Source organism: Rhodococcus sp. NPDC057529 (assembly GCF_042802055.1).
Taxonomy (GTDB): domain Bacteria; phylum Actinomycetota; class Actinomycetes; order Mycobacteriales; family Mycobacteriaceae; genus Rhodococcus_F.
Window position 1 is genome coordinate 282,252 of sequence record NZ_JBHVEY010000003.1, and the last position, 25,065, is coordinate 307,316.

Here is a 25,065-nt window from a genome sequence, read left to right on the forward strand (position 1 = left end):
CGATCCGAGAGAAAGGCCTGTCGTGACCATCGACGACGAGGAGGCAACCCGGTCCGCGACGCTGATGGACACCCTCCCCGACCGCCACCGGACGGTGCTGCGACTCCGGCTCGCGCACCGACTCCCGGCCGTCGAAGTGGCGCGCATCCTCGAGACGAACGTCGAGGCCGTCCTCCTCCTCCAGCACGCGGCGCTCAACCTCCTCCGGCGGCAACTCGCGGCGGGGGCGAGGTGGGACGTCGCCGATCGGGCCGGCGAGGTCTAACCCGGTGGCCCGCTGTCGAGTTCCCGGGCGAGGGTGTGCAGCCGGACCGCGAGTTGCAGCGGCAATGCGTTGTCGGGTTGTTGCCAATCGTCGCCGATCAGGGCCGCGATCCGGTCCAGGCGTTTGACCAGGGTATTCATGTGCACGTGCAGCGCCTTGGAGGCGCGGGTGAGGTTGGCGGAGTTGTCGAAGTATGCCGCGAGGGTGATCACCAGGTCGGTGTTGCGGCGGCGGTCGTAGTCGAGGACGGCGCCGAGGGTGTCGGTGATGAACACCCGCAGATCGTCGCCGCGATCCGGATCGAAAACAGTTGCGTAGACGCCGAGATGTGTTGTCGAGGTTGCCTTGTCGTTCACACCGATGTTGCGGAGAATCTTGCTGCAGCGGGCGGCGAGGGTGAACGGACGCCGCAGGTTCTCCGCGGTTGCCGCAACGGGGGCGGCGCACACCAGGATCGGGGCGCGCACGAGTGCACGCAGACGCCGATGGATGGCGGCGGCCACGGTGTCGCGGTCGTCGGCGCGCAGCAGCATCGTCGGAGTACCGAGGTGGATGCCGGCCAGCGCGGACCATTCGTCGGCCACCCCGTGCAGGCGTCGGGTCAGGTCCGCGGGACGCAGCGACGGGCAGTCGAGGACGAGGAGGGTGTCGAAGTCGCCGATGCCCAGATGCCGAGACTCGGCACGGGCCGCAAGTTCGGCGCTGTAGGGCCGCGGTGAGGTAATCACCTCGGTGAGCAGTTCGCCGCGCACCCGATCCTCGGCTTCGACGACGGCGTTCTGTTTGAGGGTCATCAGCGCCAGGATCTGGGACGCCCGCTCGAGGGTGCGGGCCTCGGCCTCGGCCGGGGTGTCGGTGTGGGAGAGCACCACCGCCCCGAGGTAGCTGTCGCCGGCGAGAATCGCGACGAGGCTGTGGCACTGACCTGCACTGTCGGCGACGGTCACACATCGACCACTACGCCGGCTCTCGGCCAACGACGTCTGTAGCCCGTCTGCGGGGGAGTCGGCCTCGCCGCGCACATTCGCGGTTGTCACGAGCAGGTGTTCATCGCGGTCGTAGATCGCGACTCGCCCATCGAGCACGGTGACCAGCAGATCGGCGATCTCCCGGGCCCCGCCGCCGGTGAGCACCACCTGGGTCAGGGCCTCGTGCACCTGCCCGGACCGTTCGATCGTCGAGTAGGCCTGCCGCAGATCCGCCAACGCCTGGCGGCTCTCCTGGTAGAGGCGGGCGTTCTGTAGCGCGACCGCGGCGTGGTCGGCGAAGGCGCTCAACAGGGCCACCTCGTCGATGTGGAAACGGCGCTCTATACGGTCCGCGGCGAAGAGGATGCCGAACACTCGCCCGCTGTCGCACAACGGAACCCCCAGCAGCGCGACGATGCCCTCGTCGACCAGCATCCGGTCGAAGTCCGGGTCGTGCACCAGCGTGGTGTCGGTGAGGTAGTTGCCGACCCAGAAGGCCGCCTGCGTCTGCACGACTCGCCCGCCCACACCGGTGTCGGCGGGCACGTGCGCTGACCGGAAGGCGGGGGAGAGCGACCCTTCGACGGCGCGCAACGTCAGTTCCGAGTGGGGGTCAAAGACGGACAGGTATGTGACGTCCGTGCCCATCAGCTCGTGCGCATGCCGCACGATCGACGCCAGCACCGTGTCGACCTCCCCGAGCGCGGTGAGTGACCGCGCCGTGGCGTAGAGGCTGCTCAGTTCACGTTCGCGGCGTCGGCGGCGATCCGCCGGTTCTGCGGTCTCGGGGTCGGTGGAGTCCACACCGGGCACCGTACTCTCGGGTGGCGAATCTTCATACCTCAGTGGTGATCAGGTATGAGAGTTTCACATCGACTGACGCTGTGGGTGGAGCTAGCGTGATCCGTGACATCAGACGCGATGCGATGCGGCGAAGGCCGGTCGTGCCTGCGCCGCACTCAGAGAAGCGGAGACCGCCATGACCCCGTCGGGAATCTACGATCGCCCTGGCACTGTCGGCGAACTGAACGTCCTGGTCATCGGCGCAGGTCTGATGGGCCATTCGATCGCCGGAGTCTTCGCCGCTGCCGGCGCCGCGGTGACGGTCCACGACGCCGACACGACCGTGCTGGCGCAGGTTCCGGGCCGCATCCGCGACCAACTCGATACCCTGGGCCGCGACCGTGCGGCGGTCGAGCGGGTCCGGCTCGCCGAGACCCTCGAAGCCGCCGCCACCGACGCCCACCTGGTGGTCGAAGCGGTGCCGGAAATTCTCGGTCTCAAGCAGAAACTCTTCGGCGAGCTGAGCGTGCTGCTTCCGCACGCGGTGCTCGCGACCAACACCTCCGTGTTCACGATCGGCGACGTCGCCCGCGACGCCGTCGATCCGCAGCGTGTCGTCGGCGCCCACTGGTGGAATCCCCCGCATCTCGTTCCCCTCGTCGAGGTCGTCCAGGGCGAGAGCACCGCAACCGGCACCGTCGACTGGATGCTGTCGATCCTGGCCGGCGCCGGGAAGGTGCCTGTGCACGTGCGCAAGGACATCCCCGGATTCATCGGCAACCGCCTCCAACACGCCATGTGGCGAGAGGCGATCTCCCTCGTCGAGTCCGGCGTGTGCGACGCCGAAACCGTGGATCTGGTGGTCTGCAACAGTTTCGGGCTGCGCCTGCCGGTGATGGGGCCGATCGAGAACGCCGACTACGTCGGCCTCGACCTCGCCGCTGCCGTTCACAACTACCTGTTCCCCAGCCTCGACAACGACGACCATGTCTCACCGCTGCTGACCAGGCTCATCGACGCGGGCCGTCTCGGTGCCAAGACCGGAGCCGGACTGCTTGCCTGGGACCGCGACAAGCGGGCCGCTGCGACCGCGCGCCTCGAACAGCATCTCGTCGACGCCACCCGCGACACCACCCCCTGAAATATCGCAGGCACCGACCGGCCCGGGGTGACCGCCACCGGACCGGGGAGACCGCCCTGCCCGATCCGAAAGGCGACCAGTACTTATGGTCCACTCTGCACCGGAATCCGTTAGCCCCGAGCCGATCTGGACACCTGATCCCGATCGCGCCGGACTGTCCACCCTCGCCTCCTTCACCGATTACGTTCGTGGGCAGTACCGCACAGGCATCGACGACAACCTCGACTACACCGCACTGTGGCAGTGGTCCACCGACCGGATCGACCAGTTCTGGGAGGCGGTCTGGACGTTCTTCGGCGTCGACTCCGCGACCCCGTACGACTCGGTGCTGACCGCCGAGACGATGCCGGGCGTGCAGTGGTTTCCCGGCGCCACCGTCAATTACGCCGAACACCTGCTGAGCAACGAGCTGCGCGAGCAGAATGCGTTGGTCTGCCTCCGGGAGGACGGGCGGACGGAGACGGTCAGCTGGGATCAGCTGCGCCGTCGTGTCGGCGCACTCGCGGCCACCCTGCGCGCGGTCGGCGTCGGGCGCGGCGACCGCGTCGTCGGCTACCTGCCGCCCGGCCAGCACGCCGTCATCGGCCTGCTCGCCGCCGCCGCACTCGGCGCGATCTGGTCCCAGTGTGCCCAGGACTTCGCCGCTGGTGCGGTCATCGACCGGTTCGGCCAACTCGAACCCACGGTGCTCATCGCCGCCGACGGCTACTCTTACAACGGTCGCTGCTACGACCGGCGGTCGGAGGTGGACAAGGTCCGCGCGGGACTGCCCACCCTGACCCACACCATCGTCGTCGACCACCACACGGCCGGGGCCTTCGCCGACCTCACCGCCGACCATGCAGTGCTGTTCTGGAACGACGCCGTCAGTGCAGAGGCGCCCCTGCAATTCGACAAGGTCCCGTTTGATCATCCGCTGTGGGTGCTGTTCTCGTCCGGCACCACCGGACTGCCCAAGGGCATCGTGCACGGGCACGGCGGAATCCTGCTCGCCCTGCTCTCCCTGACCGGCCTGCACATGGATCTGCGCGAGGGCGACACACTGCTCTGGTACACCAGCACGAACTGGATGATGTGGAACGTCGTCGTCTCTTCGCTGCTGACCGGGGCAACGGCCGTCATCTACGACGGCAGCCCGACCTACCCGGACACCACCACGCTCTGGCGCATCGCAGACGAGCAGAAGGTGACCTTCCTCGGCACCAGTCCCGGTCACCTGCAGGCCTGCGCCGACGCCGGTATCACCCCCGCTGAGCAATTCGATCTGAGCGTTCTGCGGATCGTCGGCTCGACCGGGTCTCCGCTGCCGCCGAGCGGCTACCACTGGGTGCACGACAACGTCGGCGCCCATATCCAGCTGTCCTCGCCGACGGGCGGCACCGACGTGGTCACCGCCTTCGCGTGCAGTGCCCCGACCATCCCGGTCCGGCCGGGTGAGATCAGCGCACGAGGCCTCGGAATGGCTCTGCAGGCATGGGACAGCAGTGGCAACGAAATCGTCGGTGGTGTCGGGGAACTCGTCATCACCAAGCCGATCCCGTCGATGCCGGTGTTCTTCTGGAACGATGCCACGGGCGGCCGGTACCGGGATGCGTACTTCTCCACCTTCCCCGGAGTGTGGCGCCACGGCGACTGGGTCACCGTCACCGACGAGGGCAGCGTGGTCATGCACGGGCGCTCGGATTCGACGCTCAACCGGCACGGCGTCCGGCTGGGCAGCGCAGAAATTTACCAGGCCGTCGAAAAGCTGCCCCAGATCGAGGATTCCCTGATCGTCGGAGTCGACGAGCCGGACGGCGGCTACTGGATGCCGCTGTTCGTCGTCCTGGCGCCGGGTTCCGAACTGAACGCCGAACTGCGCGAGCGCATCAATGCGGGCATCCGGTCGCAGGCCTCCCCTCGGCACGTCCCCGACGAGATCATCGAAGTTCGTTCCCTGCCACACACCCGCACCGGCAAGAAGATCGAGGTCCCGATCAAGCGAATCCTCCAGGGCGCAGACCGGGAGGCCGTGCTGAGCGTCGACGCACTCGACGACCCGGCCTCCGTCGGCCAGTTCGTCACGCTCGGCGAGGCCCGTCGCGCCGAGCGGACTGCCGCCCGGTCACTCGAACGCTGACCTCACGCGCCGTCCCGCTCGGCGGCACCGCCGAGCGGGAAGCCGGACCTGGTGGGGTTCAGACGCACAGCGCAGATCCGACGCAGCTCGGCCTTTTCCTCGGGCGTCAGGATCCTCGAGGCGGGCGTGCTCAGAAGCTTTCGTACACGGAGGAAGAACAAGGGCGCGTCCACCCCGAAATGCACGAAGATGTCTTCCGCCTCGCCGCCGCCCCACCGCATCCATTTCAGCGCATATGCGACTACTTCACGCGCATCGGACGAGGGCCGTTCACTGCGCTCCATCGCACCGGCACTGCGCTCGTATGGCCGATTACCCTGTCGTCGAGCAGTTTCCGGCTCCATGGTCCTCAGCCCAATCTCAGGCTCGTTCGTCGCGAAGGCGATGTCGGGGTGGCGGGCCGTCTGTGGCCGGCTCGCTCCAGGCGTGCCGGCCACAGACGATCGGGTTGATCTAGGGTGTCAGCGAGTGTGATGCGAAGGCTGAAGTCCGTATACTTTCGTGTCGAGTCCTTCCATGCGGGCCTTGATCTGCAGCGCCAGATACTTCGAGAACTGACGGCCCTGCGAGAAATTTCCGCCGTGAATCCACAGATTCTCGACGTTGGTGGGCTTCCACATGTTGCGGAGTTCGCCTTCCCAGGGGCCGGGATCCTTCGTCGTGTCGGAACCGTATCCCCAGCACTTTCCGACCTGGTCGGCCACCTCCGGGCTGATGAGATCGGCAAGCCACGCGTTCATCGATCCATAGCCCGTTGCGTACACGATCACATCGGCTTCGACCTCCGTCCCGTCGTCCAGGATGATCGCACTCTCGGTGATCTTGGAGACCTGACCCTGCCGGAGCTTCACGTGACCGTCGATGATCAGTTGAGAGGCACCGACGTCGATGTAATAGCCGGAACCACGCCGGAGGTACTTCATGTGCAGCCCGGAGTCGTCGTCACCGAAGTCGAGCGCGAAACCGGCCTCCCGCAGCTGTGCGTAGAACTCCGCGTCGTGGTCCGCGATCTTCTCGTAGATGGGCTTCTGGACGTCCGGGGCCACCCGCAGCGGGATCGAGGAAGCAAGCATGTCAGCCTTCTCCACGCTGATCCCGTTCTTTACCGCATCCTCGGTGTAGAGGGGTGCGAACGCGTACTCGACCAGACTCCCGCTCCGGGCGATCATGGTCGACGATCGCTGGAGCATTGTGACGTCGGCGCCGTGTTCCCACAGGTCTGCGGCGATATCGTGCGCCGAGTTGTTCGAGCCGATGACGACCGCACGCTTGCCCGACCAGTCTCCGCCTCCGGAGTGCTGGGACGAGTGATGCTGAGCGCCGGCGAAGTCTTCGGCGCCGTCGAATACCGGAATGTGCGGGTAGCCGGACACACCGAGAGCGATCACCAGTTGCCGGGGCCGGAGGGTGAGGCGCTCGCCATCTCGGACGACGTCGACCGACCAGGAATCGGACTCCGCGTCGTACCGCGCCTTCACGCATTCGGTGTTCGCCCAGTAGTTGATCTCCATGATGGTGGTGTACGCCTCGAGCCAATCACCGACCTTGTCCTTACTGGGGAACACGGGCCAGCTGTCCGGGTAGCTCATGTACGGCATGTGGTTGAACCACACGGGATCGTGGAGATGGAGTGACTTGTAGCGGGACCGCCAGTTGTCGCCCGGCCGCGCCTTCTTGTCGACGACGATCGTCGGCACTCCCAGTCGCCCGAGTCTGGCCGCGAGATTGATCCCGTTCTGCCCGCCTCCCACGATCAGGGTGTAGGGCTGCTCGTCTCGGCCGAGGAGCTCCTCCCGGTCGACCTTCTGCTCGAGCCACGAGCGCCGTCCTTTCACGACCTCGTGACGGACACCCAGGTCACGATGCGCGCCGGTGTGCTCCTCATGACCCCGGATTTCCTCCATCGTCGTGAGGAGGGTCCATGCCTTGCCGTCGCGGAGCCGCAGATGGGCCTTGCCTCGCGCCTGAGCGGTGTCGAACCCGACCCAGGCGTCGACCTCGTGCTCGTCACCCTCGGCGGCTTCCAGCAACGTCCACCCCGACGGCTGCACCCGATCGAGCGTGCTGTCCAGCATCGCCTCGATCTCCGCGCTTCCCTCGAACGTCTTGATGTTCCATGTGAACGCGACGAAATCGCGCCAGAACCCATGCTCCTGGAACAGCTTCGCAGCACCGTTGACGTCGCGGGACCGGAGCCGCTCGTCGAATGTGTGGAGCCAAGACTCGGCGATCTCGGAAGGTGTGTGGGACATTGAACTCCTTCTAACTTCTACTTGCTCGATCAGAGAGATCTCGGGTGACGCGCCGTCCGGTGGACCGGTCGTGTCGTCGGGAATGTCGTTGTCTGGGGTCGGCTCAGACGAGGCCCGCGTCGAGCGAGAGGGCCGACAGTACGTCGCGGAGACCGTCGACGAGCTCGTCGAATTCAGGGCTGTCTGCGATCAGCGGCGGCGCGATGCACAGCACCGGGTCGCCGCCGTCGAGGGAGAGGCGAAGGAGGATGCCACGGTCGACCAGACGGTCGGACAGGAGTTCGTCCCCGTAGAGCCTGGCCAGGTCCGCATCCGAGAAACGCTGCCCTCGTGCGTCGGTGGACGTCAGTTCGATCGCGTAGAAGAATCCGGAGCCGCGAACGTCCTCCACGATGGGGAGCGCTCGGAGAGACTCGAGTTTGCTCCGGAGTTCGTCCTCCTTCGCGGCGACGTGACGCGGGATGTCGAGTTCCTGCATGATTTCGATGTTGCGCAGTGCTACGGCTGCCATCACGGGGTGCCCGCCGAAGGTGTTGCCGTGGGTGAATTTCCGTCCAGCCACGTAGAACGTCGAATACACCTCGTCCGTCGTGATCACCGCACCGATCACCGCATGCGCCGAGGACAGCCCCTTCGCGGTCGTGATGATGTCCGGTTTCATTTCGTATCGTTCCGAGGCGAACCAGGCGCCGCACCGTCCGAAGGCGGTGATCGTCTCGTCGGCGACGAGCAGGATTCCGTACCGGTCGCACAGCGCGCGCACCCCGGCGGAGTAGCCGGCCGGTGGTACCAGCATGCCGCCGTGGTTCTGTACCGGCTCCATGATGATCATCGCGACCGTGGCGGGGTCTTCGGCGAGGATTCGCTGTTCGAGGTCGTCGAGGAGGAACTGGGTGAATTCTTCCTCGGTTTCCTTCCCGGGTCGGCCGAGGCGCTTGGTGTTGCGAACATGGGAGGCTCCGGGCAGGAGCGGCTCGAACATGCTCCGGATCTCGGGAATTCCGTTGATCGACAGGGCGCCCATGGTGGTTCCGTGATAGGCCATGCTCCGGCCGATCGCCTTCCAGCGCTTCTCGCCGCGCAGATGATGGTACTCGCGTGCGATCTTCCAGGCGGCCTCGACCGACTCGCCGCCACTGGGGGTGAAGAAGACGTGATCGAGGCCCTCGGGGGCGAGGTCCGCAAGGGTGCGTGCCAGTTCGATGGCCTTCGGATGGGTTGAGCCCCAGTTGGAGTGGTAGCCCAGTTCGCGGTACTGAGCCAGCGCGGCCTGCCCGAGATCTTCGCCGTAGCTGTAGCCGATGTTGACGCAGAACAGGTTGGACAGTGCGTCGAGGAATCGATTTCCTTCGGAGTCGATGAGGTAGCACCCCTCACCCTTCACCATCACGCGAAGTGGCTGCTTCTCGGTGGTGGTCATGTCGGAGAAATGCCGCCACAGATGGGCGCCGGCCGAATCGCGGAGGGCCGGTGTGTCGAGGTGCTGAATCTCGGTTTCGGTCGTGGTCACGTGACACTCCCTGTCGTGGTTTTCGTGGTCGCACCATCGTCGGCATCTCGTCGAGATAGCTCCAGAAAGGTTGCGAGTTGTTCGAAGAATGTCTGGATTGACGTGAATCTTTCGGCGAAGCTACGTTGAGTGGAACTGGAAACGAAGAATCTTCTGCACACCCTGGTCGCCGAAACGGATGCGCAGAGTGCTGAAGGGATCCGATAGATGGCCCAATACGAAGGCGAGCAACAGATCAAGCTCGACGACATCGATGAGATTCTGATCTGGGAGCTGGCGGCCGACGGTCGCAAGTCGAACAACGAGCTCGCACGGAAGGCAGGAATCGCGCCGTCGACCTGTCATGTGCGGATCAAGAGGCTCGAGAACCTGGGGGTCATCCAGTCCGTTCATGCCGCCCTGAACTATGAGTCCATCGGCTTCCCCGTGCAGGCCATCGTCGCGGTGCGACTGCAGGCGAACGCCCGCGACCAGGTGAAGAGCTACGCGAACCGCATTATCAAGATCCCGCAGGTGCTGAATGTGTTCTTCGTCGGTGGAGCGGATGACTTCCTGGTGCACGTGGCGTGCACGTCGAGCGCTCAACTACGCGACCTCGTGGCCCTGAAGCTGAGTGCGAGTCCGGTAGCGTCGACGAACACCAGCATCCTGTTCGACCATCTCATCGGGGTCCAATTCATGCAGCATGTCAGTGGATTGGACGAGATGCGGAGGCCGATCCGCATCGATCCGCACGCGAAACGCGACGGCGGATCCTAGCGCGGCCCGTCCCGGACCTGATCAGGGTCGGCGGACTGTGTCGGCCGCCAATTCGGCGTACCTGTCCGGTCGTTGACGCTTCATGACTTCTGCACCCGCCAGTCCGACCGCGAAAGCGACCGCGATCAGTCCACCGACGACGGCGGCCGTCGTCTTGTCGCCGACGAGTAGTGAGAAGTTCGCGATGACCAACGCGAGAATGATGGTCAGGCTGATCAGGGACATCGCGGGAGCAAGGAGTGAGTGCCACACCGTGGGGGCGGACGCCTTCGTGCGGAAGTAGAAGATCACCGCGAGATTCGTCAGGACCATCAAGCCGATCAGACCGAGCGTGGCTGCACCCGAAAGCCACGTGTAGATCGAGGTGATGGGGTCCCATCCGAGCGCGGTGACGAGTGCCATTGCGGCGAGCGAGATTGCCGATGCAATCAGCGAGGATGTCGACGGTGCAAGGTGCTTTTCGCTGACATCTGCCAGTCTCTTCGGCAGCATGCCCTTTCCTGCGAGTGTGAACTGATACCTGGTGATGACGTTGTGGAACGATAGAACACAGGCGAAGGTGCTGGTTACCAACAGCACTTGCATGACGTCCTTCAGAATCGGCGCGCCGTAGGAGGCTGCAAGGTCGAGAACCAGATTCTCCGGATCGGCTTTCGCCTTCTCCACGACGCTGTCGGAGCCTGCTCCCTCCATCACCGCCCACGAGGAAATCGCATAGAAAATTCCGATCGACAGAACCGCGATATACGTTGCGCGGGGAACGGTGCGGTCGGGGTCCTTCGCTTCGTTTCGGAACACTGCAGTCGCTTCGAATCCGAAGAAGCAGAAGAAGGCGAACATCAGTCCGAGCGTCGGTGTTCCGGAGGTGAAGGTGGAAAAGGAGAGCGGTTCGACACCGAGGCCCGACTCACCGCCCTTGACGACGATGGCAATGTCGAGGACCACCACGACAGCTATCTCTACGACGAGGAGAACGCCGAGCACTTTCGAGCTGAGCTCGATGTCTCGATATCCGAGGACACCGATAATCAACAGCCAGGCAAATGAATAGATCCACCACTGGATATCCACGTGGAAATGAGCTGAGACGACATTCGATGTCGCCACTCCGAGGTAGCCGTTGACGCCGATCAGCAGCACCCCGTAGGAGACGAGCGCGAGCGCCGCGGCGCCCGAGCCCACGTGACGCCCGAGTCCGGCCTGGATATACGAGTAGAAGGCCCCGGCGTTGGGTACGAATTTGCTCATCGCAGTGAATCCGACCGAGAAGAAGACGAGAACCACGGTCGCGATCAGGAAGAACAGAGGGGCCCCGGCGCTCCCGCTGATCCCGGTGATGATGGGCGTGTTCGCGACCATCACGCCCAGGGGGGCCGCCGCTGCAACCACCATGAAGACGATCGATCCGACGCCCAGCCCGCGGTGGAGAAGTGCATGGGAGCCTTCATCGGGTGCAGGAGGTGCTGCGACGGCAGGTGGGGAGAATTCTGGGGAATTGGTCATTGGATGCTTCCTATGGAGATTCTCGTGGTGGACGGTCGGGGAGGACCGTGTCGGGGGAGAGGTTGGCCGGCCTGCCACCGTGCTGCTGCGGATAGGATTCCACCGCGGGGTGTGACGTGGCGCACATGAAGAAGAATTGTGCGAGTTTGATCCGATTTCCCACAGATTCTTCGTTCACTGCCGCCGTCAGCAAGGCGGAAACCGCAGAATCTTCGGTCCGTGCCGTGTGGAACGGATCGGTCCGGTCGTGCAACCTCGGTGCCGGTGAGTCGGGACACCGGCACCGAACGACAGCCCTACGCCTTCGAGATGTTCACGACCTGGATGTCGGTGTACGCCCGGAGACCGTCGACTCCGAATTCGACGCCGAGCCCGGAATCCTTGCGACCGCCGAACGGAACGTCGGGAGTAACGGTGAAATGCTGATTCACCCAGGCCGTGCCGCTGTCGAGGCGGCCGGCGACCTGTGCGGCGCGTTCGACATCGCTACCCCACACCGAATTGCCGAGGCCGTAGTGGGTGCTGTTGACGCGTGATACCGCGTCGTCGATGTCGGTGTATTGGAGAATCGCGCGAATCGGGGCGAAGGTTTCTTCGGATACCAGTTCGCTGTCGTCGTCGAGATCGGCCACCAGTGTCGGTTCGATGAAATAGCCGGTGCGGTCGGAGACCTTTCCCCCTGCCAGGATTTCTCCCTCTTTGTTCGCGATGTCGAGCCATTTCTTCGCGGCCTCGTACTGTTGTGCGTTCTGAACCGGACCCATCTGCGTTTCGGGATCCAGGCCGTCACCGACAATGGTTCCGCGTACGCGCTCGGCGAGTTTCTCGCAGAGTTCGTCGTAGAGCGAGGCTGGAGCGAAAATTCGCTTGATCGCGATGCAGATCTGACCGGCATTCGAGTACGCCCAGGTGTAGATTCCATCGACCACCTTGTCGACGTCCGCATCGTCGAGCACGATCGCCCCGTCATTGCCACCCAGCTCGAGCGTGATGCGCTTCAACGTGTCGGCACCGCTGCGCATGACCGCCTTGCCGACAGCGGTGGATCCCGTGAAGGAAACTTTCGCGACAGCGGGGTGCGACGTGAGAAGAGGACCTATGGTTCCGTCGTCGCCGATGATGTTGACGACGCCGGCCGGAAACACCTCTCTCGCGATCTCCGCGAGCAACATGGTGTTCAGAGGCGTCGTCGGTGCCGGCTTCGCGACGACGGTGTTGCCCACGATCACCGCTGGGGCGATCTTGTACACCGCCTGGAGGAATGGGAAATTCCAGGGCAGAATCGCCGCGACAACGCCCAACGGGCGCCGGTGAATTTCTATCCGAGCCTCGTCGTCGTCTCGAACGACCTCAGGTTCCAGCCGTGTCTGGGCAAAGTATCGAGCGAAGGCGACCGCGGCATCGACATCACCCTCCGCGAGTGCGAGCGGCTTTCCCTGTTCGAGAGTGACGATGCGGGCAATCTCGTCACGCCGGCCCTCGATCGCGTCGGCGAGGCGGTCGAGGCACTCGGCGCGCTCCTCGACTGCCAAACCACTCCAACGGGGAAAGGCATGTGCTGCTGCCCCGACCGCTTCGTCGACGAGGTCCGAATTCGCGACGGGACTGGTGGCGATGACTCGCGTTGTCGCGGGATTGACCACTTCGATGGTGGATGCACCCGCGACCAACTCGCCGTTGACGAGCATGCGAAAAGGATACGTTTCCGGGCTACGAACCGAACCGGAAACATCGGTGGTGAGTTGTGATGTCATCGTGGGTGTCCTCCATAGTGAGTCGACTACATCGAGGTGGTGACGGTGTCGCCGTGTGTGTTCTGCGGTACTGACGCACCGATCATGGAGAACACGTCGAAGCAATGGCATCGCCTTCGACGATTATTCGACGCCAGGCGACCATTGCTGTTCATTTTTCACAGCGGTGCGATGTGCGGCTGGAGCCTGCCGAAGCATCTTCGTCGTGAACGGCTTTGTCTTCCAACGAATGGCAGCATCGCTGACGCTGGAACCCCGACCTCGAACACCGAACTCGCTGGAGCATCCCTTGGGAATCATCCTTACCGTGGCCCCGACCGGTCCCATCGCCACCACCGCGGACAATCCACACTTGCCGACCCAACCGCACGAGATCGCCGATGCCGTCGCCGCGGCGTACACGGCGGGCGCCTCGGTCGCCCATCTGCATTTCCGGGACGGCGACGGCCGTCCAACCGCAGACCTCGGAATAGCCCGCGAAACAATAGGACTCATTTCCGACCGATGCCCGATCCTGATCCAGCTGTCGACCGGAGTCGGTCTGTCCGTGCCGTTCGACGAGCGAGCCGCGCTCGTCGAACTCCGACCACGTATGGCCACCCTCAATCCGTGCAACATGAGCTTCGGCGACGGCGAGTTCCGGAACCCTCCGCAGGAAGTCCGGCGGCTCGCGGCCAGGATGCGCGACCTGGGCATCAAACCCGAACTCGAGATCTACGACACCGGACATCTCGATGCATGTCTCCGCCTGCGAGACGAGGGACTACTCGACGACGAACGGATGCAGTTCTCCATCGTGCTCGGTGTCCGCGGCGGAATGGCCGCGACAGCGGACAACCTGCTCACCATGGTTCGACGCCTCCCCGCCGACTGCGTATGGCAGGTCGTCGCCGTCGGAAGAATGAACCTGAACCTGACAGCCATCGCGCTGGCGTTGGGCGGCAACGCCCGCGCCGGCCTGGAAGACACGCTCTATCTCCGCCGTGGGGAACTCTCGGCGGGCAATCAACCGCTGATCGAGAGGACCACCGAGCTCGTCTGCAACCTCGACCTCACCCTGGCCAACGTCGAGGAAGCAGAGCGACTGCTCAACCTCCCGGCACGCGCGACGGTCAGCGCGCCGGACGTGTCGACTACTCGCGAAGTCGGTCACGCCGGCTGAGTGGCCCGACTCTCATTCGGTGACGTTCGTGACCCCCGCCACTTGATTTTAAAGATTATACATAATAGTTTTGCGCGACAGGTGGCGGAAGGGACGTGACTGTGGCGCAGAAACGTGAGGTACCCGTTCGGCAGGGGGCCAACAAGAGTGCGAGGAAGGTCGGAGCGGCGGTCGTCGTCGGAACCTCGCTGGAGTGGTTCGACTTCTACCTGTACGCGTCGATGGCGGCGCTCGTGTTCGGCAAGGTGTTCTTTCCTTCGGCGAGTTCGTCGGCCAGCACGCTCGCGGCGTTCTCCACGTTCGCGGTCGGTTTCCTGGCCCGGCCGTTGGGCGGGGTCCTGTTCGGGATTCTGGGTGACCGCATCGGTCGCAAGGCGGTGCTGTCGATCAGCCTGCTGATCATGGGTATCGCGTCGGGGCTCATCGGACTCGTGCCCTCGTACGCGGCGATCGGTGTGGCGGCTCCGGCGCTGCTGATCATTCTGCGGATCCTGCAGGGCTTCGGTGCGAGCGCCGAACTGGGCAGCGCGATCACCGCGGTGTACGAGCACGCCGACGAGAAGACCAAGGGCAGGTACGCCGCGTACCCGGTGATGGGCGCACAGATCGGACTGCTCGCGGCATCGCTCTCGGTCGCGGCGATCACGAGCCTCGACGACGAAGCCTTGTACACCTGGGCATGGCGGGTGCCGTTCGTCGCGAGCTTCTCGATCGTGATCGTGGGTTACTGGATTCGCCGCACCATGCCCGAGTCGGAGGAATTCGAGCGGGTGGCAACCGAGGCGCGGCAGCGCAAGGGCCGCGACGTCCTGCGAGATCTGTTGCGCGGCAACTGGCGTGGCCTTGCGGTGGTTGCGGCCGTGTACGGCGGATACTCCGCCCTCTCGTACACCTTCAAGACGTTCTCGCTGTCCTACCTCGCGGAATTTCAGGGGGTGGCGAAGAACGTCGGCGCCCTCGGGGTGACGTTCGCTAGCATCGCAGCGATCGCCGCGTGTCCGCTCATCGGGCGGCTGTCCGACCGCGTGGACACCCGCAGGGTGATGATCGGCGGCGCGATCGGGGTCGCACTGATGGCCTTCCCGGCGTTCTGGCTGTTCGACACGGGCCGCTCCCCGCTCATCTGGGGTGTCATGGTCGTGACCACGGGTGTCCTTGCGCCGACGATCATGGTGGCGGCGAGCCCGTACATGGCCCGGCAGTTCCCCACCGAGCTGCGCGCGTCGGGCATCGGCACGGGCCGGGAGGTCAGCGGCGCCGCCGCGGGTGGTCTGGCCCCGATCCTCGCGCTGACCATGGTCACCGTGTCGCCCACGCACTCGACGTGGGGTGTGTCGCTGCTGATCATCGGGTGCGCGGTGCTGGTGATCGGCGGCGGGCTGTTCGATCAGTCCCGTCGGCTGCCACGTGACGCGCACGTACGGGCGGAGCCCCTCGACATGGCTCACCAGGAATAGGCCACCGAGGGAGTAGAAAATGCGCAACTCGTCGACCCCGCAGGACGGCGTCGCGGTGCAGGATGCGGTTGCCGAGATCACCCATGACGTGGGCGTGCTGCTGGACCGCGGTCTCGGCGGTCCGGAGCTGACGGGCGCACACTCGGACCGGCGGTGCTGGGTCGGCTGTGGGACCTCGTGACCGCGGAGATGCTGCGCGTGATCGGTGATCGCGGCTCGTCGCCGGACATTCTGACATCCCTGACGGAGATGCTCGGCCGCATACGCGAGGCGGAGGCGGCGGTGGCGCGGCGGGGGAGGGCCGGCCCCGCAGAAGTACTTGCCAGGGTGCAGTCGGCGCTGGCGGGGGTCGGCGACGCGCAGACCGTCGACGCGCTGCTGGCCCGCGCGCCCGAGGCGGTGTGCAGCCTCGGCTTCGACCGTGCGCTGCTGTCGACGGTGGACGGGTCGTGGCGGTTGCATTCGATGCATGTCGTCCGGGACCCGCGCTGGGCGGAGGAGATTGTGGCGGTGGGAAGGGAAAACCCGCCGGTGCTCGACCGCACGCTCGTCGAGAACGACACGGTGACCGGCGCCCGCGCGACGCTCGTTCACGAGGTGCAGGACAACCCGCGCGTCAACCGCCCACTCGCCGAGATCACCAGATCCTCGTCGTACGGCATCGCGCCGCTGGTGATCGACGGCGACGTCGTCGGCCTGGTCCACGGGGACTGCTACCACCAGCACCGCAATCTCACGGCCGTCGATCAGGCGCTGTTGTCGACGTTCGCCGAGGGGATGAGCCAGAACCTGGCGAGAGTCACTGTGCTCGAAGGGCTTACGGCCGTGCGCACGCAGTTGGACGGGCTCGGACGCTGGAACAAGGCCACCGGACCGGGGGTGGCGAAGTCCGTGGCGCTCGGACGCGACGACGATTCCGTCCTCACTCGTCGTGAGGTGCAGATCGTCCGACTCATGGCGGACGGTGACTCCAACGGCAGGATCGCCCGCAGACTCGTCATCTCCGAGGGAACCGTCAAGACCCACATCACTCGGATCCTGCGCAAACTGGGCGCATCCAATCGGGCCGAGGCTGTGTCGATCTGGCTGCGCAACGTCGACGTCACGCGCCCTACGACGCACGGCTGACGTCGACCGAAGGTCGTACGAAACTACGACCTCCGTCAGATGTTCCCGCACCCTCCGTGCGGAAGAGTGACTCACGACACACACGAGTGACGCGGACGCACTGCGCACGTCACCGAAGCACACAGCACGGAGGCCGAGATATGACGCAGAGTGAGCGGGCAGCCGACTGGATAGTCGGCATCGACGTCGGGGGCACCTTCACCGATATCATTGCGCTCAACCGCAAGACGGGTGAGACCCGCGACGGCAAGGTGCTGTCGACCCTCCAGCAGGAGGAGGGGGTGCTGCTGAGCATCGAGGCGATCGGCGTCGAGATCCCGGACGTCGCCGAGATCGTGCACGGGCACACGGTGGGTATCAACGCCCTGCTCAGCCGGACCGGCGAGCGCACCGGCCTGATCGCGACCCGCGGTCACCGGGATCTGCTCGACATCGGCCGCATGCACCGCGAGTTCGGTGACCGGTTCTACGACCCCACCTGGCTGCGGCCGCACCAGGAACGCCCGATCGTGCAGCGCGAGTCCCGCTTCGGGATCCCGGAGCGACTGCGGTACGACGGTTCCGAGTTGTTGCCGTTGGACGAGAACGCCGTTCGCGAGGCCGCACGTGCGCTCGCGGGCCAGGGCGCGAAGTCGGTGGCCGTGTGCCTGATGAATTCGTACACCAATCCGGAGCACGAGCGGCGAGCGGCCGAGATCGTCGCAGAAGAGTTGCCGGACGCCTACATTCAGACGTCCGCGCTCTACCCGGTGACCAAGGAACACGAACGCACCACCACCGTGGCCCTCGACGCCTACGTGGGCCCGGCGGTGGTCGGCTACCTCGACCGTCTGATGAACGAGCTGTCCGAGCGCAATTACGCCGGGACGCTGTGGATCATGATGATGAACGGCGGCGTCGCGACGTTCGCCGACGCGGGCAGGGCCCCGGTGTTCCAGTTGGTCTCCGGTCCGGTCGGCGGCGTGAGCGGCAGCGTCAAGCTCGCCAACGAGAGCGGCTCACCGAACCTGCTCACCATCGACGTCGGCGGCACGAGCACCGACGTGGCGGCGATCGTGCACGGCATGACACCGCTCACCGACCTGTGGACGCTGGAAACCGGTCTCACACTGACGATGCCGCTCGTCGACGTCGAGAGTGTCGGCTCGGGCGCCGGTAGCCTGATCCGGCCCAACACGCTCGGCAACGTGGCGGTCGGTCCGGCGTCGGCCGGGTCGAACCCGGGTCCGGTGTGTTACCAGCGCGGCGGTGTCGAACCCACCCTCACCGACGCGTGCGCGGCGCTCGGGGTCCTGCAGCCGGACCTGTTCGCCAACGGCTCCATCCGGCTCGACGTCGACGCGTCGCTCGACGCGCTCCGCAAGACCGGGGAGCAGTGGGGCATGACGGCCCTCGAACTCGCGTCGGCCGCCTACGAGGTGGCCTGCGAGGACATCGCCGCGAAGGTTCGCACGATCTCGGTCTACCGGGGTCTCGACGTCCGCGAGTTCGCCCTGCAGCCCTCCGGTTCGGCCGGCCCGATGCTCGCCGACCGCGTCGGGCAGATCCTCGGCCTGGACAAGGTGATCGTGCCGCGCAACCCGGGCCAGTTCTCGGCCCTGGGACTGCTGCGCAGCGACCTGATGGTCACCCGGGCGCAGTCGATCATGACTCCGCTCGCACCGGAGAGTGCCGAGGCGATAGAGGCCGCGTTCGTCGCGTTGCAGGACCGGATCCGCGGCGAACTCGCCGGCCAGGGCGCCGACGTGGATCGAATCCGCTTCGAGCGGGCCGTTTTCGCGATGTACCGCGGCCAGACGTGGGACAACCGCATGCCCATCCACGCAGATGCGCTCACCGCCGCCACCGTGACCGGTCTGGTGCCGCAGTTCCACGACTTCTACCGGGAATCATACGGTTTCGCGGCGACGGAGATCCCTGTGGTGATCTCGACGGTGGAGGTGACGGCGATCATCCCACGCGAGCAGCACAAGTCCGATCTCACCCCGGACGACGGGGACGCGTTCCTCCGCACGGCGGAGATCACGTTGCCGGGAACGACCGAGCAGGTCGAGGTCGCGATCCACGTCCGGGAGCGCCTCGAACCGTTCGAGCGGGTGCAGGGCCCGGCCCTCGTCGCCGAGAAATTCGCGACCACCCTCGTCCTTCCGGGCCGGGCGGCCTACGTGGACGGCGACCTGAATCTCATCATCGAGCCGCAGAGCTGAGGAGCAGACCATGACGATCACCACCCCCGACGCCGGCCCCGCCGTCGACGTCGAACTCGACATCCTCCGGTACGGCCTCACCGAGGTCGCCCGGGAGATGCTCGACTCGCTGATGCGCAGCGCCTTCTCCCCGGTCTGCCGCGACATCCTGGACTGCACCAGCGCCATTCACATGCGCACCGACGACGGCTGGGAAACCGTCGCGCTGTGGGAGGGCTGCATGCAGCACGCGTTCACCGCCCCGCACATCGCGAATTTCGTGATGGACGACTGGGACGTCGACAGCATGCAGCCCGGAGACGTCATCTTCGTCAACGACCCGTGGCGCGGCACCATCCACCAGTCGGACGTCAATCTGCTCCGGCCCGTCTTCGTCGACGGCCGGGTGGAATTCCTGCTGCACTCGACGTCTCACCTCGTCGATCTCGGCGGTGCGATCCCGGGTGGCTTCTCCAACGGCACGCAGACACATTTCGAGGAGCAGCTGAAGCTGCCGCCGACGCTGCTGTACGCCAACGACGTCCCGGTGCGGCCGCTGTTCAACTTCATCCTGGAGAACAACCGGGTGCCGCAACTCGTGCTCGGGGACCTGCGGGCCCTGCACGGCTGCCTGGTGGTCGGTGAGCGCCAACTGCAGGCCCTGATCGCCCGCGGCGGGCTGGACAAGGTGCGCGCGGCCGGTCGTTACGCCATCGACGCGACCGAGGCCAGCATGCGGCGCGGCATCGCGAGCATCCCGGACGGCGACTACACCGCCGAGGACTTCCTCGACGAGGACGGCGTCACCGACGAGCCGATTCCGGTCAACGTGACCGTGAAGGTGCGCGGCGATTCCATGGAGATCGACTTCTCCGGTTCGGGCCGGCAGCCCCTGGGCAACTGCGGCACCGCCTGGTGCGAGGCCTCACGCTGCATCGAGGCGGTCAAGCTGATGGTCGACCCGTCGACCCCGGTCAACAGCGGCACGCTGCGGCCGATCGAGACCCTGCTGCCGTCGGGCAGCGTGGTGCAGGTGCTGCCGCCGTCGAGTTGCTCCAACCACGCCGACATCGGCGCGCGCGGCATCAACGTGGTGACGCAGGCGCTGAGCCAGGCCATGGACGAGGCATTCGCTTGTGATACAGGCACTGCCGTCGTCGTGAGCCTCGGCGGCATCGACACCCGGCCCGGCCACGAAGGCACGCCGTGGGGCGCGTTCGCGCTCGCGGGCGGCGGCTGGGGCGGCACCTGGAAGGACGACGGGGTCTCCTTCTGCGTGATCCCGATCGGCAAGTGCCGAACGTCGGTGCAGGAGCATGTCGAGATCGAGAGCCCGCTCGTCATCGTCCAGCACGAGATGGTGATCGACACCGCCGGAGCCGGCGAGTTCCGCGGCGGTCTGGGCTCGGTCTACTCGATCCTCGCCGAGTCCGACACGATGGTCACCATCACCGCGGACCGAGTTCGCCTCGGGGCACCGGGCTCGAACGGAGGTGGCGCCGGCTCGCCCGCCTTCGGCTGGTACATCGAGAACTTCGACCTCGCCGAGCACGGCGACCCCCTCGACCTGCGTGGTGCCGAACCGCTGTTCGGCATGTTCGACGAAGAAGGCAGGCCGGACCCGAACAACGGTGAGTTCGGGCGCGGTGCCCGCTATCAGACCGGCAAGTTCTCCGGGCTGATCCTGAAGGCAGGCGACGCACTGCGCTTCGTCATCGGCGGTGGCGGCGGGTGGGGTGATCCCCTGGACCGCGTCCCGACGAAGGTGCTGCAGGACGTCCGCAGCGGACTCGTCAGCCCCGAGTTCGCGGCCGACGCGCACGGTGTCGTCATCGCGAACGGTGGCATCGACGACACCGCCACCACCGCACGACGCGCACAGCTGGCCGCCGAGCGCGACCAGGGGCGCTGGAGCGTGCCGGTGGCCAACCCCCGTAACTGGAAACTGTGAGAAAGGAAACCCCATGGCTGTCGACCGGCTACTGTTCCCCCGCCCCGAGACCGACCGTGTCTACGTCGAACGCACCGCCGTCGACGGTGTCTGCCCGGCTTGCGGCGCAACGAGTCTCGCCCGCTATCCCGTGGCGAACCACCTCGGCCCCCGCATGGTCGTCAAGTGTCAGGAGTGCTTTCACCACGTGTCGGTGACACGTCCGGAGCCGGAGGACAACTGGCCCGCGTGGCGTTCGCCGGCACGCGACTGGCCGGCATCCCGCGTCGGATAGATCGCCACCACAACATCGGCTCGGAAGAAGGACGGAAATGTCAGGATTACTCGACGGGAAAGTAGTGCTCGTCACCGGCGCTGCGGGTGGGATCGGGCGCGCGACGTCCCTGCTGGCCGCGAAGGAGGGCGCCCGGGTGGCGGCGACCGACGTGTCCGAGGAGGGAGTCGGGGCGACGGCGGAACTCGTGCGCGCGGCGGGCGGCGAGGCCGTTGCGCTTCCCGCCGACCTCACGGTCGGAGCCTCGGTGGACGCGATGGTCGCCGCGGCCGTGGACCACTACGGCCGCCTGGACGGCGCGTTCAACAACGCGGGTGTGAGCGGCGGGCAGATCGGGCAGGGAGGCAGATCCGTTGGCGACTGGGACGAGGAGGCATTCGACCGTGCGGTCGCGGTGAACCTCAAGGGCGTGTGGCTCTGTATGCGCGCCCAGTTGAAACAGATGGTGGCGCAGGGCGCCGGCGCCATCGTGAACACGGCGTCGCTCGCGGGTCTCACCGGATTCAAGACCACGGCCGGGTATGCGGCGGCCAAACACGGCGTCGTCGGCTTGACCAAAACCGCGGCAATCGAATACGCGCCGGCGATCCGGATCAATGCGGTGTGCCCGGGCTACACCGACACCGATCTGATGAAGGATGCCAAGCGCCGCAGCGGAGCCACCATCATGGCCCGAATTCCCTTCGGCGCCCTCGCCCAGCCCGACGACATCGCCGAGATGGCGTGCTGGCTCCTCTCCGATCGCGCCGGTTACGCGACCGGCGGTTCGTTCGTCGTCGACGGCGGATACATGGCGGGTTAACAGCATTCGCTGCCACGGATTCTCGGCGGAGGCACCGCTCCGACCATCTGATCGGGCGCATACATCGACTGGAAAGGGAATTGTCATGACCGCAGCGTTAATCGAGGCCGAGTGCCACATCGGTGGGCGGTGGCTCACGGGCGCGGGAGAGCCGTTCACGTCGATCGACCCGACGACCGGTCGGCAGCTGGCGCTGACCCCGGCGTCGAGCCGGGGACAGGTCGCGGCGGCGGTGTCCGCGGCGAGGGACGCGTTCGACGGCGGCGCGTGGAGTCGCCTCACACCGGGTGAACGTGGTGTGCTGTTGCACCGGTTGGCAGATCTGCTGGAGCGGGACCGGGACCGGATCGTCGATCTCGCCGCCACCGAGATCGGCACCCCGGTCAGCAGCGCCGCGACGTTGCACGTGGACCTGCCGGTGCGGTTCTTCCGGTGGTTCGCCGACGCCGCGGCCCGCGGGCCGCGGGACGGGTACGAGCAGCCGCTGCCGCTGCACCACGACCCCATCACCTCGAGCAGCATGCTGGTGCGCGAAGCGGCCGGGGTGGTCGCCGCGATCGTCGCCTACAACGTCCCGGTGATGATGTGCGCGTACAAACTCGGACCGGCGCTGGCGTCGGGGTGCTCGACGGTGCTGGTCACCTCACCGAAAGCGGTGTTGCTGACCGCGGCGATCGTGCGGCTGATCGAGGAGGCGGGATTCCCACCGGGTGCGGTCAACCTGGTGTTCGGGCCGCCGGAGGTGACGGCGCAGGTGGTCGCCGCCCCGGAGGTCGACATGGTGACGTTCACCGGTTCCGCTGCCGTCGGCGCCAAGATCCTCACGCTGGCGGCACCGACGCTGAAGAAGGTCGTTCTCGAACTCGGCGGAAAGTCCCCGAACATCGTGCTGCCGGGCACCGACCTCGCGGCGGCGGTGCCCGCGTCTGCGTTGCGGTTCACCCGCAACAGTGGTCAGGCGTGTGGGGCGACGACCCGCACCCTGGTGCACCGGGCGGTGTTCGACGAGTACGTCGAGCGGTCGGCGGAGTTCCTGCAGAGCCTGACGGTCGGTGATCCGCACCTGCCGGGCACGGTGCTGGGGCCGCTGATCACCGACGAGCATCGGGTGAACGTGGAGGGCTTCGTGGCGCGGGCGGTGGAGGGCGGTGCCCGGGTGTCGGTCGGTGGCGGCAGACCCGCCGGTCTCGACGACGGGTTCTTCCTGGAGCCGACCCTGGTGACCGGGGTGACGAATGATGCGGAGATCGCGCAGGAGGAACTGTTCGCCCCGGTGGCGGTGGTGATGCCGTACACCGATCTGGACGAGGCGGTGCGGATGGCCAACGGTGTCCGGTACGCCCTCAACGCCAACGTGTGGGGACCGACCGCGGAGGCGTTGGCGTTCGCCCGACGTCTGCGGTCGGGGACCGTCACCATCAACGGTGGCGGCGGAATGCGGGCCGACGCCCCGTGGGGCGGTCCCGGGCACAGCGGCATCGGCCGCGAGGGCGGCGAGGAAGGCCTCCGCGAGTTCTTCGAGGTCAAACACCTCCAGTGGCCCCTGTAACCCATCACAGAAAAGAAGAGGACGAACCTGATGCCAACAATTGTCGAACACCTCGCGGATTTCGCCGCCGGCGCCGACGGGCGATCACTTCCGGAGGACGTGGTGTCCGAGTCCAAGCGCATTCTGCTGGACACCCTCGGCTGCGCGGTGGCGTCGCTCGGTGACGCGGGTGCGCAACGAGGGGTCGAGTACGGCCGGATCCTGGGCGGTTCGGATGGCTCGGCGTCGATCCTCGGTACTGGCACGACGACGTCGGTGCCGGGTGCGGCGTTCGCCAACGCCGAACTGGTCAACGCGCTCGACCAGGACGCGGTGCTGCCTCCCGGTCACGTGACGCCGTACGTCGTCCCCGGTGCGCTGGCGACCGCGGAGGCGCTGCACTCCTCGGGCGAGCGGCTGCTCGCGGCCATCGCGGTGGCGCACGAGATGTCGTACCGCATCGGCAAGGCCACCGACTATCTGCGCGACATCAAGGACGGCGTGGTCACGATCCCCAAGGTCATCGGGTACAGCAGCACGCTGTTCGGTGCGGCGGCCGCGATCGGCGTCGTCAAGGGATTCTCCGGTGAGACGCTGGCCGATGCGCTCGGCATCATGGGCTCGACGATGCCCACCAACACCCAGCGCGCGTGGATGATGCACGCACCGGCGACCACCATCAAATACCAGCTCGCCGGGGGTATGGCCCTGTCCGCGGTGACGGCCGCGAACCTGGCCGAACTCGGACACACCGGCGACCGCGAAATGCTCGACGACCGCGAGTACGGCTTCCCCCGGTTCATCGGGACCTCGCGTTGGGAGCCGGCGCCGATCACGGCAGGCTTGGGAACGGAGTGGACGTTCACCCCGTTCCAGTCGTTCAAGCCCTATCCCCACTGCCGGGTGATGCACGCGCTGTTCGACGCCCTCACCGAGATCGTCGAGGCCAACGACCTCACGCCCGGCGAGATCGACGCCATCGACGCCTGGGGCGAGAGCTTCGTGATGCAGCCCGTGTGGGTCAACGAGACCATCCGCAATCCGCGCGACGCCCAGTTCAGCATGACCCACGGCCTTGCCCTCGCCGCCCACCGAATTCCACCCGGGAAAGATTGGCAGACAACGAAAGCGGTCCTCGATCCGTCCGTCCTCGCACTCACCACGAAGACGACGTTCCAGGAACACCCCGATTACACCGCGGCGCTGGCGAGCAACCCGGCCGCACGCCGCTCGCGCGTCGAGGTCCACGCGCGCGGCACCACATTCTCCGGTGAACGCGGCTATCCCAAAGGCAGTCCGTCCCCCGACCCGGTCACGTACATGACCGACGACGAACTGATCGCGAAATTCCGGCACAACGTCGACGGCGTCGTCAGCGACGCAGACGCGGCCGCCGTCGTCGAGGCCGTGTACGACCTCGAGAACGTCGACGACATCTCGACACTGCTGAGCCGGTTGGCGCCCAACCCCACTGCCTGATCGGAAAAATTACAACGCCGCCCCCGCCGTCGAAACGGCGAGGG

At 66.2% G+C, this 25,065-nt stretch carries 20 protein-coding genes; 14 read left to right on the forward strand and 6 right to left on the reverse strand.

What is annotated here, in order from left to right:
• Positions 1 to 22: 22 nt before the first annotated feature.
• Positions 23 to 265, forward strand: a complete 243-nt coding sequence (locus ACFU5V_RS07285) for a sigma factor-like helix-turn-helix DNA-binding protein (RefSeq protein ID WP_378436824.1) — start codon at positions 23 to 25, stop codon at positions 263 to 265.
• Here the strand turns inward: ACFU5V_RS07285 and ACFU5V_RS07290 are convergent.
• Complete coding sequence (locus tag ACFU5V_RS07290; RefSeq protein ID WP_378436826.1) at positions 262 to 2,037, reverse strand: helix-turn-helix domain-containing protein; 1,776 nt, start codon at positions 2,035 to 2,037, stop codon at positions 262 to 264. The genes ACFU5V_RS07285 and ACFU5V_RS07290 overlap by 4 nt on opposite strands.
• A 175-nt stretch (positions 2,038 to 2,212) precedes the next feature.
• Here ACFU5V_RS07290 and ACFU5V_RS07295 point away from each other — a divergent pair, with 175 nt between their 5' ends.
• Together ACFU5V_RS07295 and ACFU5V_RS07300 are read left to right on the forward strand one after the other, a co-directional pair.
• Entirely contained in the window at positions 2,213 to 3,157 is a 945-nt protein-coding gene (locus ACFU5V_RS07295; protein WP_378436828.1) for a 3-hydroxyacyl-CoA dehydrogenase family protein, read from the forward strand.
• 85 nt (positions 3,158 to 3,242) lie between these two features.
• Complete coding sequence (locus ACFU5V_RS07300; protein ID WP_378698010.1) at positions 3,243 to 5,276, forward strand: acetoacetate--CoA ligase; 2,034 nt, start codon at positions 3,243 to 3,245, stop codon at positions 5,274 to 5,276.
• A 2-nt stretch (positions 5,277 to 5,278) separates the two neighbouring features.
• On the opposite strand, the gene ACFU5V_RS07305 is transcribed toward ACFU5V_RS07300, so the two are convergent.
• The 3 genes from ACFU5V_RS07305 to ACFU5V_RS07315 form a co-directional block, all read right to left on the reverse strand.
• Entirely contained in the window at positions 5,279 to 5,713 is a 435-nt protein-coding gene (locus ACFU5V_RS07305) for a hypothetical protein (protein WP_378698012.1), read from the reverse strand.
• Positions 5,714 to 5,737: 24 nt separating this feature from the next.
• A complete protein-coding gene (locus ACFU5V_RS07310) occupies positions 5,738 to 7,528 on the reverse strand; it encodes a flavin-containing monooxygenase (protein WP_378698014.1) in 1,791 nt (596 codons plus the stop codon).
• 103 nt (positions 7,529 to 7,631) lie between these two features.
• Positions 7,632 to 9,038, reverse strand: coding sequence for an aminotransferase class III-fold pyridoxal phosphate-dependent enzyme (locus tag ACFU5V_RS07315; RefSeq protein ID WP_378698016.1), 1,407 nt, complete (start codon positions 9,036 to 9,038; stop codon positions 7,632 to 7,634).
• Between the two features lie 207 nt (positions 9,039 to 9,245).
• Between ACFU5V_RS07315 and ACFU5V_RS07320 the strand changes: the two genes are divergently transcribed.
• Complete coding sequence (locus ACFU5V_RS07320; protein WP_276142511.1) at positions 9,246 to 9,797, forward strand: Lrp/AsnC family transcriptional regulator; 552 nt, start codon at positions 9,246 to 9,248, stop codon at positions 9,795 to 9,797.
• Positions 9,798 to 9,818: 21 nt separating this feature from the next.
• Here ACFU5V_RS07320 and ACFU5V_RS07325 read toward each other — a convergent pair whose 3' ends face one another.
• Both ACFU5V_RS07325 and ACFU5V_RS07330 read right to left on the reverse strand, forming a co-directional pair.
• Positions 9,819 to 11,300: an APC family permease gene (locus ACFU5V_RS07325; RefSeq protein ID WP_378698018.1), complete on the reverse strand. Its 1,482-nt coding sequence runs from the start codon at positions 11,298 to 11,300 to the stop codon at positions 9,819 to 9,821.
• Between the two features lie 296 nt (positions 11,301 to 11,596).
• Positions 11,597 to 12,988, reverse strand: a complete 1,392-nt coding sequence (locus tag ACFU5V_RS07330; RefSeq protein WP_378698020.1) for an aldehyde dehydrogenase family protein — start codon at positions 12,986 to 12,988, stop codon at positions 11,597 to 11,599.
• Positions 12,989 to 13,343: 355 nt separating this feature from the next.
• On the opposite strand from ACFU5V_RS07330, the gene ACFU5V_RS07335 reads away from it, so the two are divergent.
• The 10 genes from ACFU5V_RS07335 to ACFU5V_RS07380 all read left to right on the forward strand — a co-directional run bounded on the left by ACFU5V_RS07335 (position 13,344) and on the right by ACFU5V_RS07380 (position 25,021).
• The gene (locus ACFU5V_RS07335) at positions 13,344 to 14,216 is read left to right on the forward strand and encodes a 3-keto-5-aminohexanoate cleavage protein (RefSeq protein ID WP_378698022.1); all 873 of its coding nucleotides are present in this window, start codon (positions 13,344 to 13,346) and stop codon (positions 14,214 to 14,216) included.
• Between the two features lie 101 nt (positions 14,217 to 14,317).
• The gene (locus ACFU5V_RS07340; protein ID WP_378698425.1) at positions 14,318 to 15,673 is read left to right on the forward strand and encodes an MFS transporter; all 1,356 of its coding nucleotides are present in this window, start codon (positions 14,318 to 14,320) and stop codon (positions 15,671 to 15,673) included.
• Between the two features lie 19 nt (positions 15,674 to 15,692).
• Positions 15,693 to 15,854, forward strand: coding sequence for a hypothetical protein (locus tag ACFU5V_RS07345; protein WP_378698024.1), 162 nt, complete (start codon positions 15,693 to 15,695; stop codon positions 15,852 to 15,854).
• On the forward strand, positions 15,827 to 16,801 hold the full coding sequence (locus ACFU5V_RS07350) for a LuxR C-terminal-related transcriptional regulator (RefSeq protein ID WP_378698026.1): 975 nt from the start codon (positions 15,827 to 15,829) through the stop codon (positions 16,799 to 16,801). The genes ACFU5V_RS07345 and ACFU5V_RS07350 overlap by 28 nt, the downstream gene beginning before the upstream one ends.
• 140 nt (positions 16,802 to 16,941) lie before the next feature.
• The gene (locus ACFU5V_RS07355; RefSeq protein WP_378698028.1) at positions 16,942 to 19,008 is read left to right on the forward strand and encodes a hydantoinase/oxoprolinase family protein; all 2,067 of its coding nucleotides are present in this window, start codon (positions 16,942 to 16,944) and stop codon (positions 19,006 to 19,008) included.
• Between the two features lie 10 nt (positions 19,009 to 19,018).
• Entirely contained in the window at positions 19,019 to 20,938 is a 1,920-nt protein-coding gene (locus ACFU5V_RS07360) for a hydantoinase B/oxoprolinase family protein (protein ID WP_378698030.1), read from the forward strand.
• A 13-nt stretch (positions 20,939 to 20,951) separates the two neighbouring features.
• Entirely contained in the window at positions 20,952 to 21,212 is a 261-nt protein-coding gene (locus ACFU5V_RS07365) for a hypothetical protein (RefSeq protein ID WP_378698032.1), read from the forward strand.
• 37 nt (positions 21,213 to 21,249) lie between these two features.
• On the forward strand, positions 21,250 to 22,014 hold the full coding sequence (locus ACFU5V_RS07370) for an SDR family NAD(P)-dependent oxidoreductase (protein ID WP_378698034.1): 765 nt from the start codon (positions 21,250 to 21,252) through the stop codon (positions 22,012 to 22,014).
• An 85-nt stretch (positions 22,015 to 22,099) separates the two neighbouring features.
• Positions 22,100 to 23,563: an aldehyde dehydrogenase family protein gene (locus ACFU5V_RS07375; protein WP_378698036.1), complete on the forward strand. Its 1,464-nt coding sequence runs from the start codon at positions 22,100 to 22,102 to the stop codon at positions 23,561 to 23,563.
• A gap of 30 nt (positions 23,564 to 23,593) precedes the next feature.
• Positions 23,594 to 25,021, forward strand: a complete 1,428-nt coding sequence (locus ACFU5V_RS07380) for an MmgE/PrpD family protein (protein ID WP_378698038.1) — start codon at positions 23,594 to 23,596, stop codon at positions 25,019 to 25,021.
• Positions 25,022 to 25,065: the final 44 nt, after the last annotated feature.

What these genes read in the sequence shown, in the direction of transcription:
- ACFU5V_RS07295 (WP_378436828.1), top strand. Translation starts at nt 2,213, where the DNA reads ATGACCCCGTCGGGAATCTACGATCGCCCTGGCACTGTCGGCGAACTG.
- ACFU5V_RS07300 (WP_378698010.1), top strand. Translation starts at nt 3,243, where the DNA reads ATGGTCCACTCTGCACCGGAATCCGTTAGCCCCGAGCCGATCTGGACA.
- ACFU5V_RS07310 (WP_378698014.1), bottom strand. Translation starts at nt 7,528, where the DNA reads ATGTCCCACACACCTTCCGAGATCGCCGAGTCTTGGCTCCACACATTC.
- ACFU5V_RS07320 (WP_276142511.1), top strand. Translation starts at nt 9,246, where the DNA reads ATGGCCCAATACGAAGGCGAGCAACAGATCAAGCTCGACGACATCGAT.
- ACFU5V_RS07325 (WP_378698018.1), bottom strand. Translation starts at nt 11,300, where the DNA reads ATGACCAATTCCCCAGAATTCTCCCCACCTGCCGTCGCAGCACCTCCT.
- ACFU5V_RS07330 (WP_378698020.1), bottom strand. Translation starts at nt 12,988, where the DNA reads ATGCTCGTCAACGGCGAGTTGGTCGCGGGTGCATCCACCATCGAAGTG.
- ACFU5V_RS07345 (WP_378698024.1), top strand. Translation starts at nt 15,693, where the DNA reads ATGCGCAACTCGTCGACCCCGCAGGACGGCGTCGCGGTGCAGGATGCG.
- ACFU5V_RS07355 (WP_378698028.1), top strand. Translation starts at nt 16,942, where the DNA reads ATGACGCAGAGTGAGCGGGCAGCCGACTGGATAGTCGGCATCGACGTC.
- ACFU5V_RS07360 (WP_378698030.1), top strand. Translation starts at nt 19,019, where the DNA reads ATGACGATCACCACCCCCGACGCCGGCCCCGCCGTCGACGTCGAACTC.
- ACFU5V_RS07365 (WP_378698032.1), top strand. Translation starts at nt 20,952, where the DNA reads ATGGCTGTCGACCGGCTACTGTTCCCCCGCCCCGAGACCGACCGTGTC.
- ACFU5V_RS07370 (WP_378698034.1), top strand. Translation starts at nt 21,250, where the DNA reads ATGTCAGGATTACTCGACGGGAAAGTAGTGCTCGTCACCGGCGCTGCG.
- ACFU5V_RS07375 (WP_378698036.1), top strand. Translation starts at nt 22,100, where the DNA reads ATGACCGCAGCGTTAATCGAGGCCGAGTGCCACATCGGTGGGCGGTGG.
- ACFU5V_RS07380 (WP_378698038.1), top strand. Translation starts at nt 23,594, where the DNA reads ATGCCAACAATTGTCGAACACCTCGCGGATTTCGCCGCCGGCGCCGAC.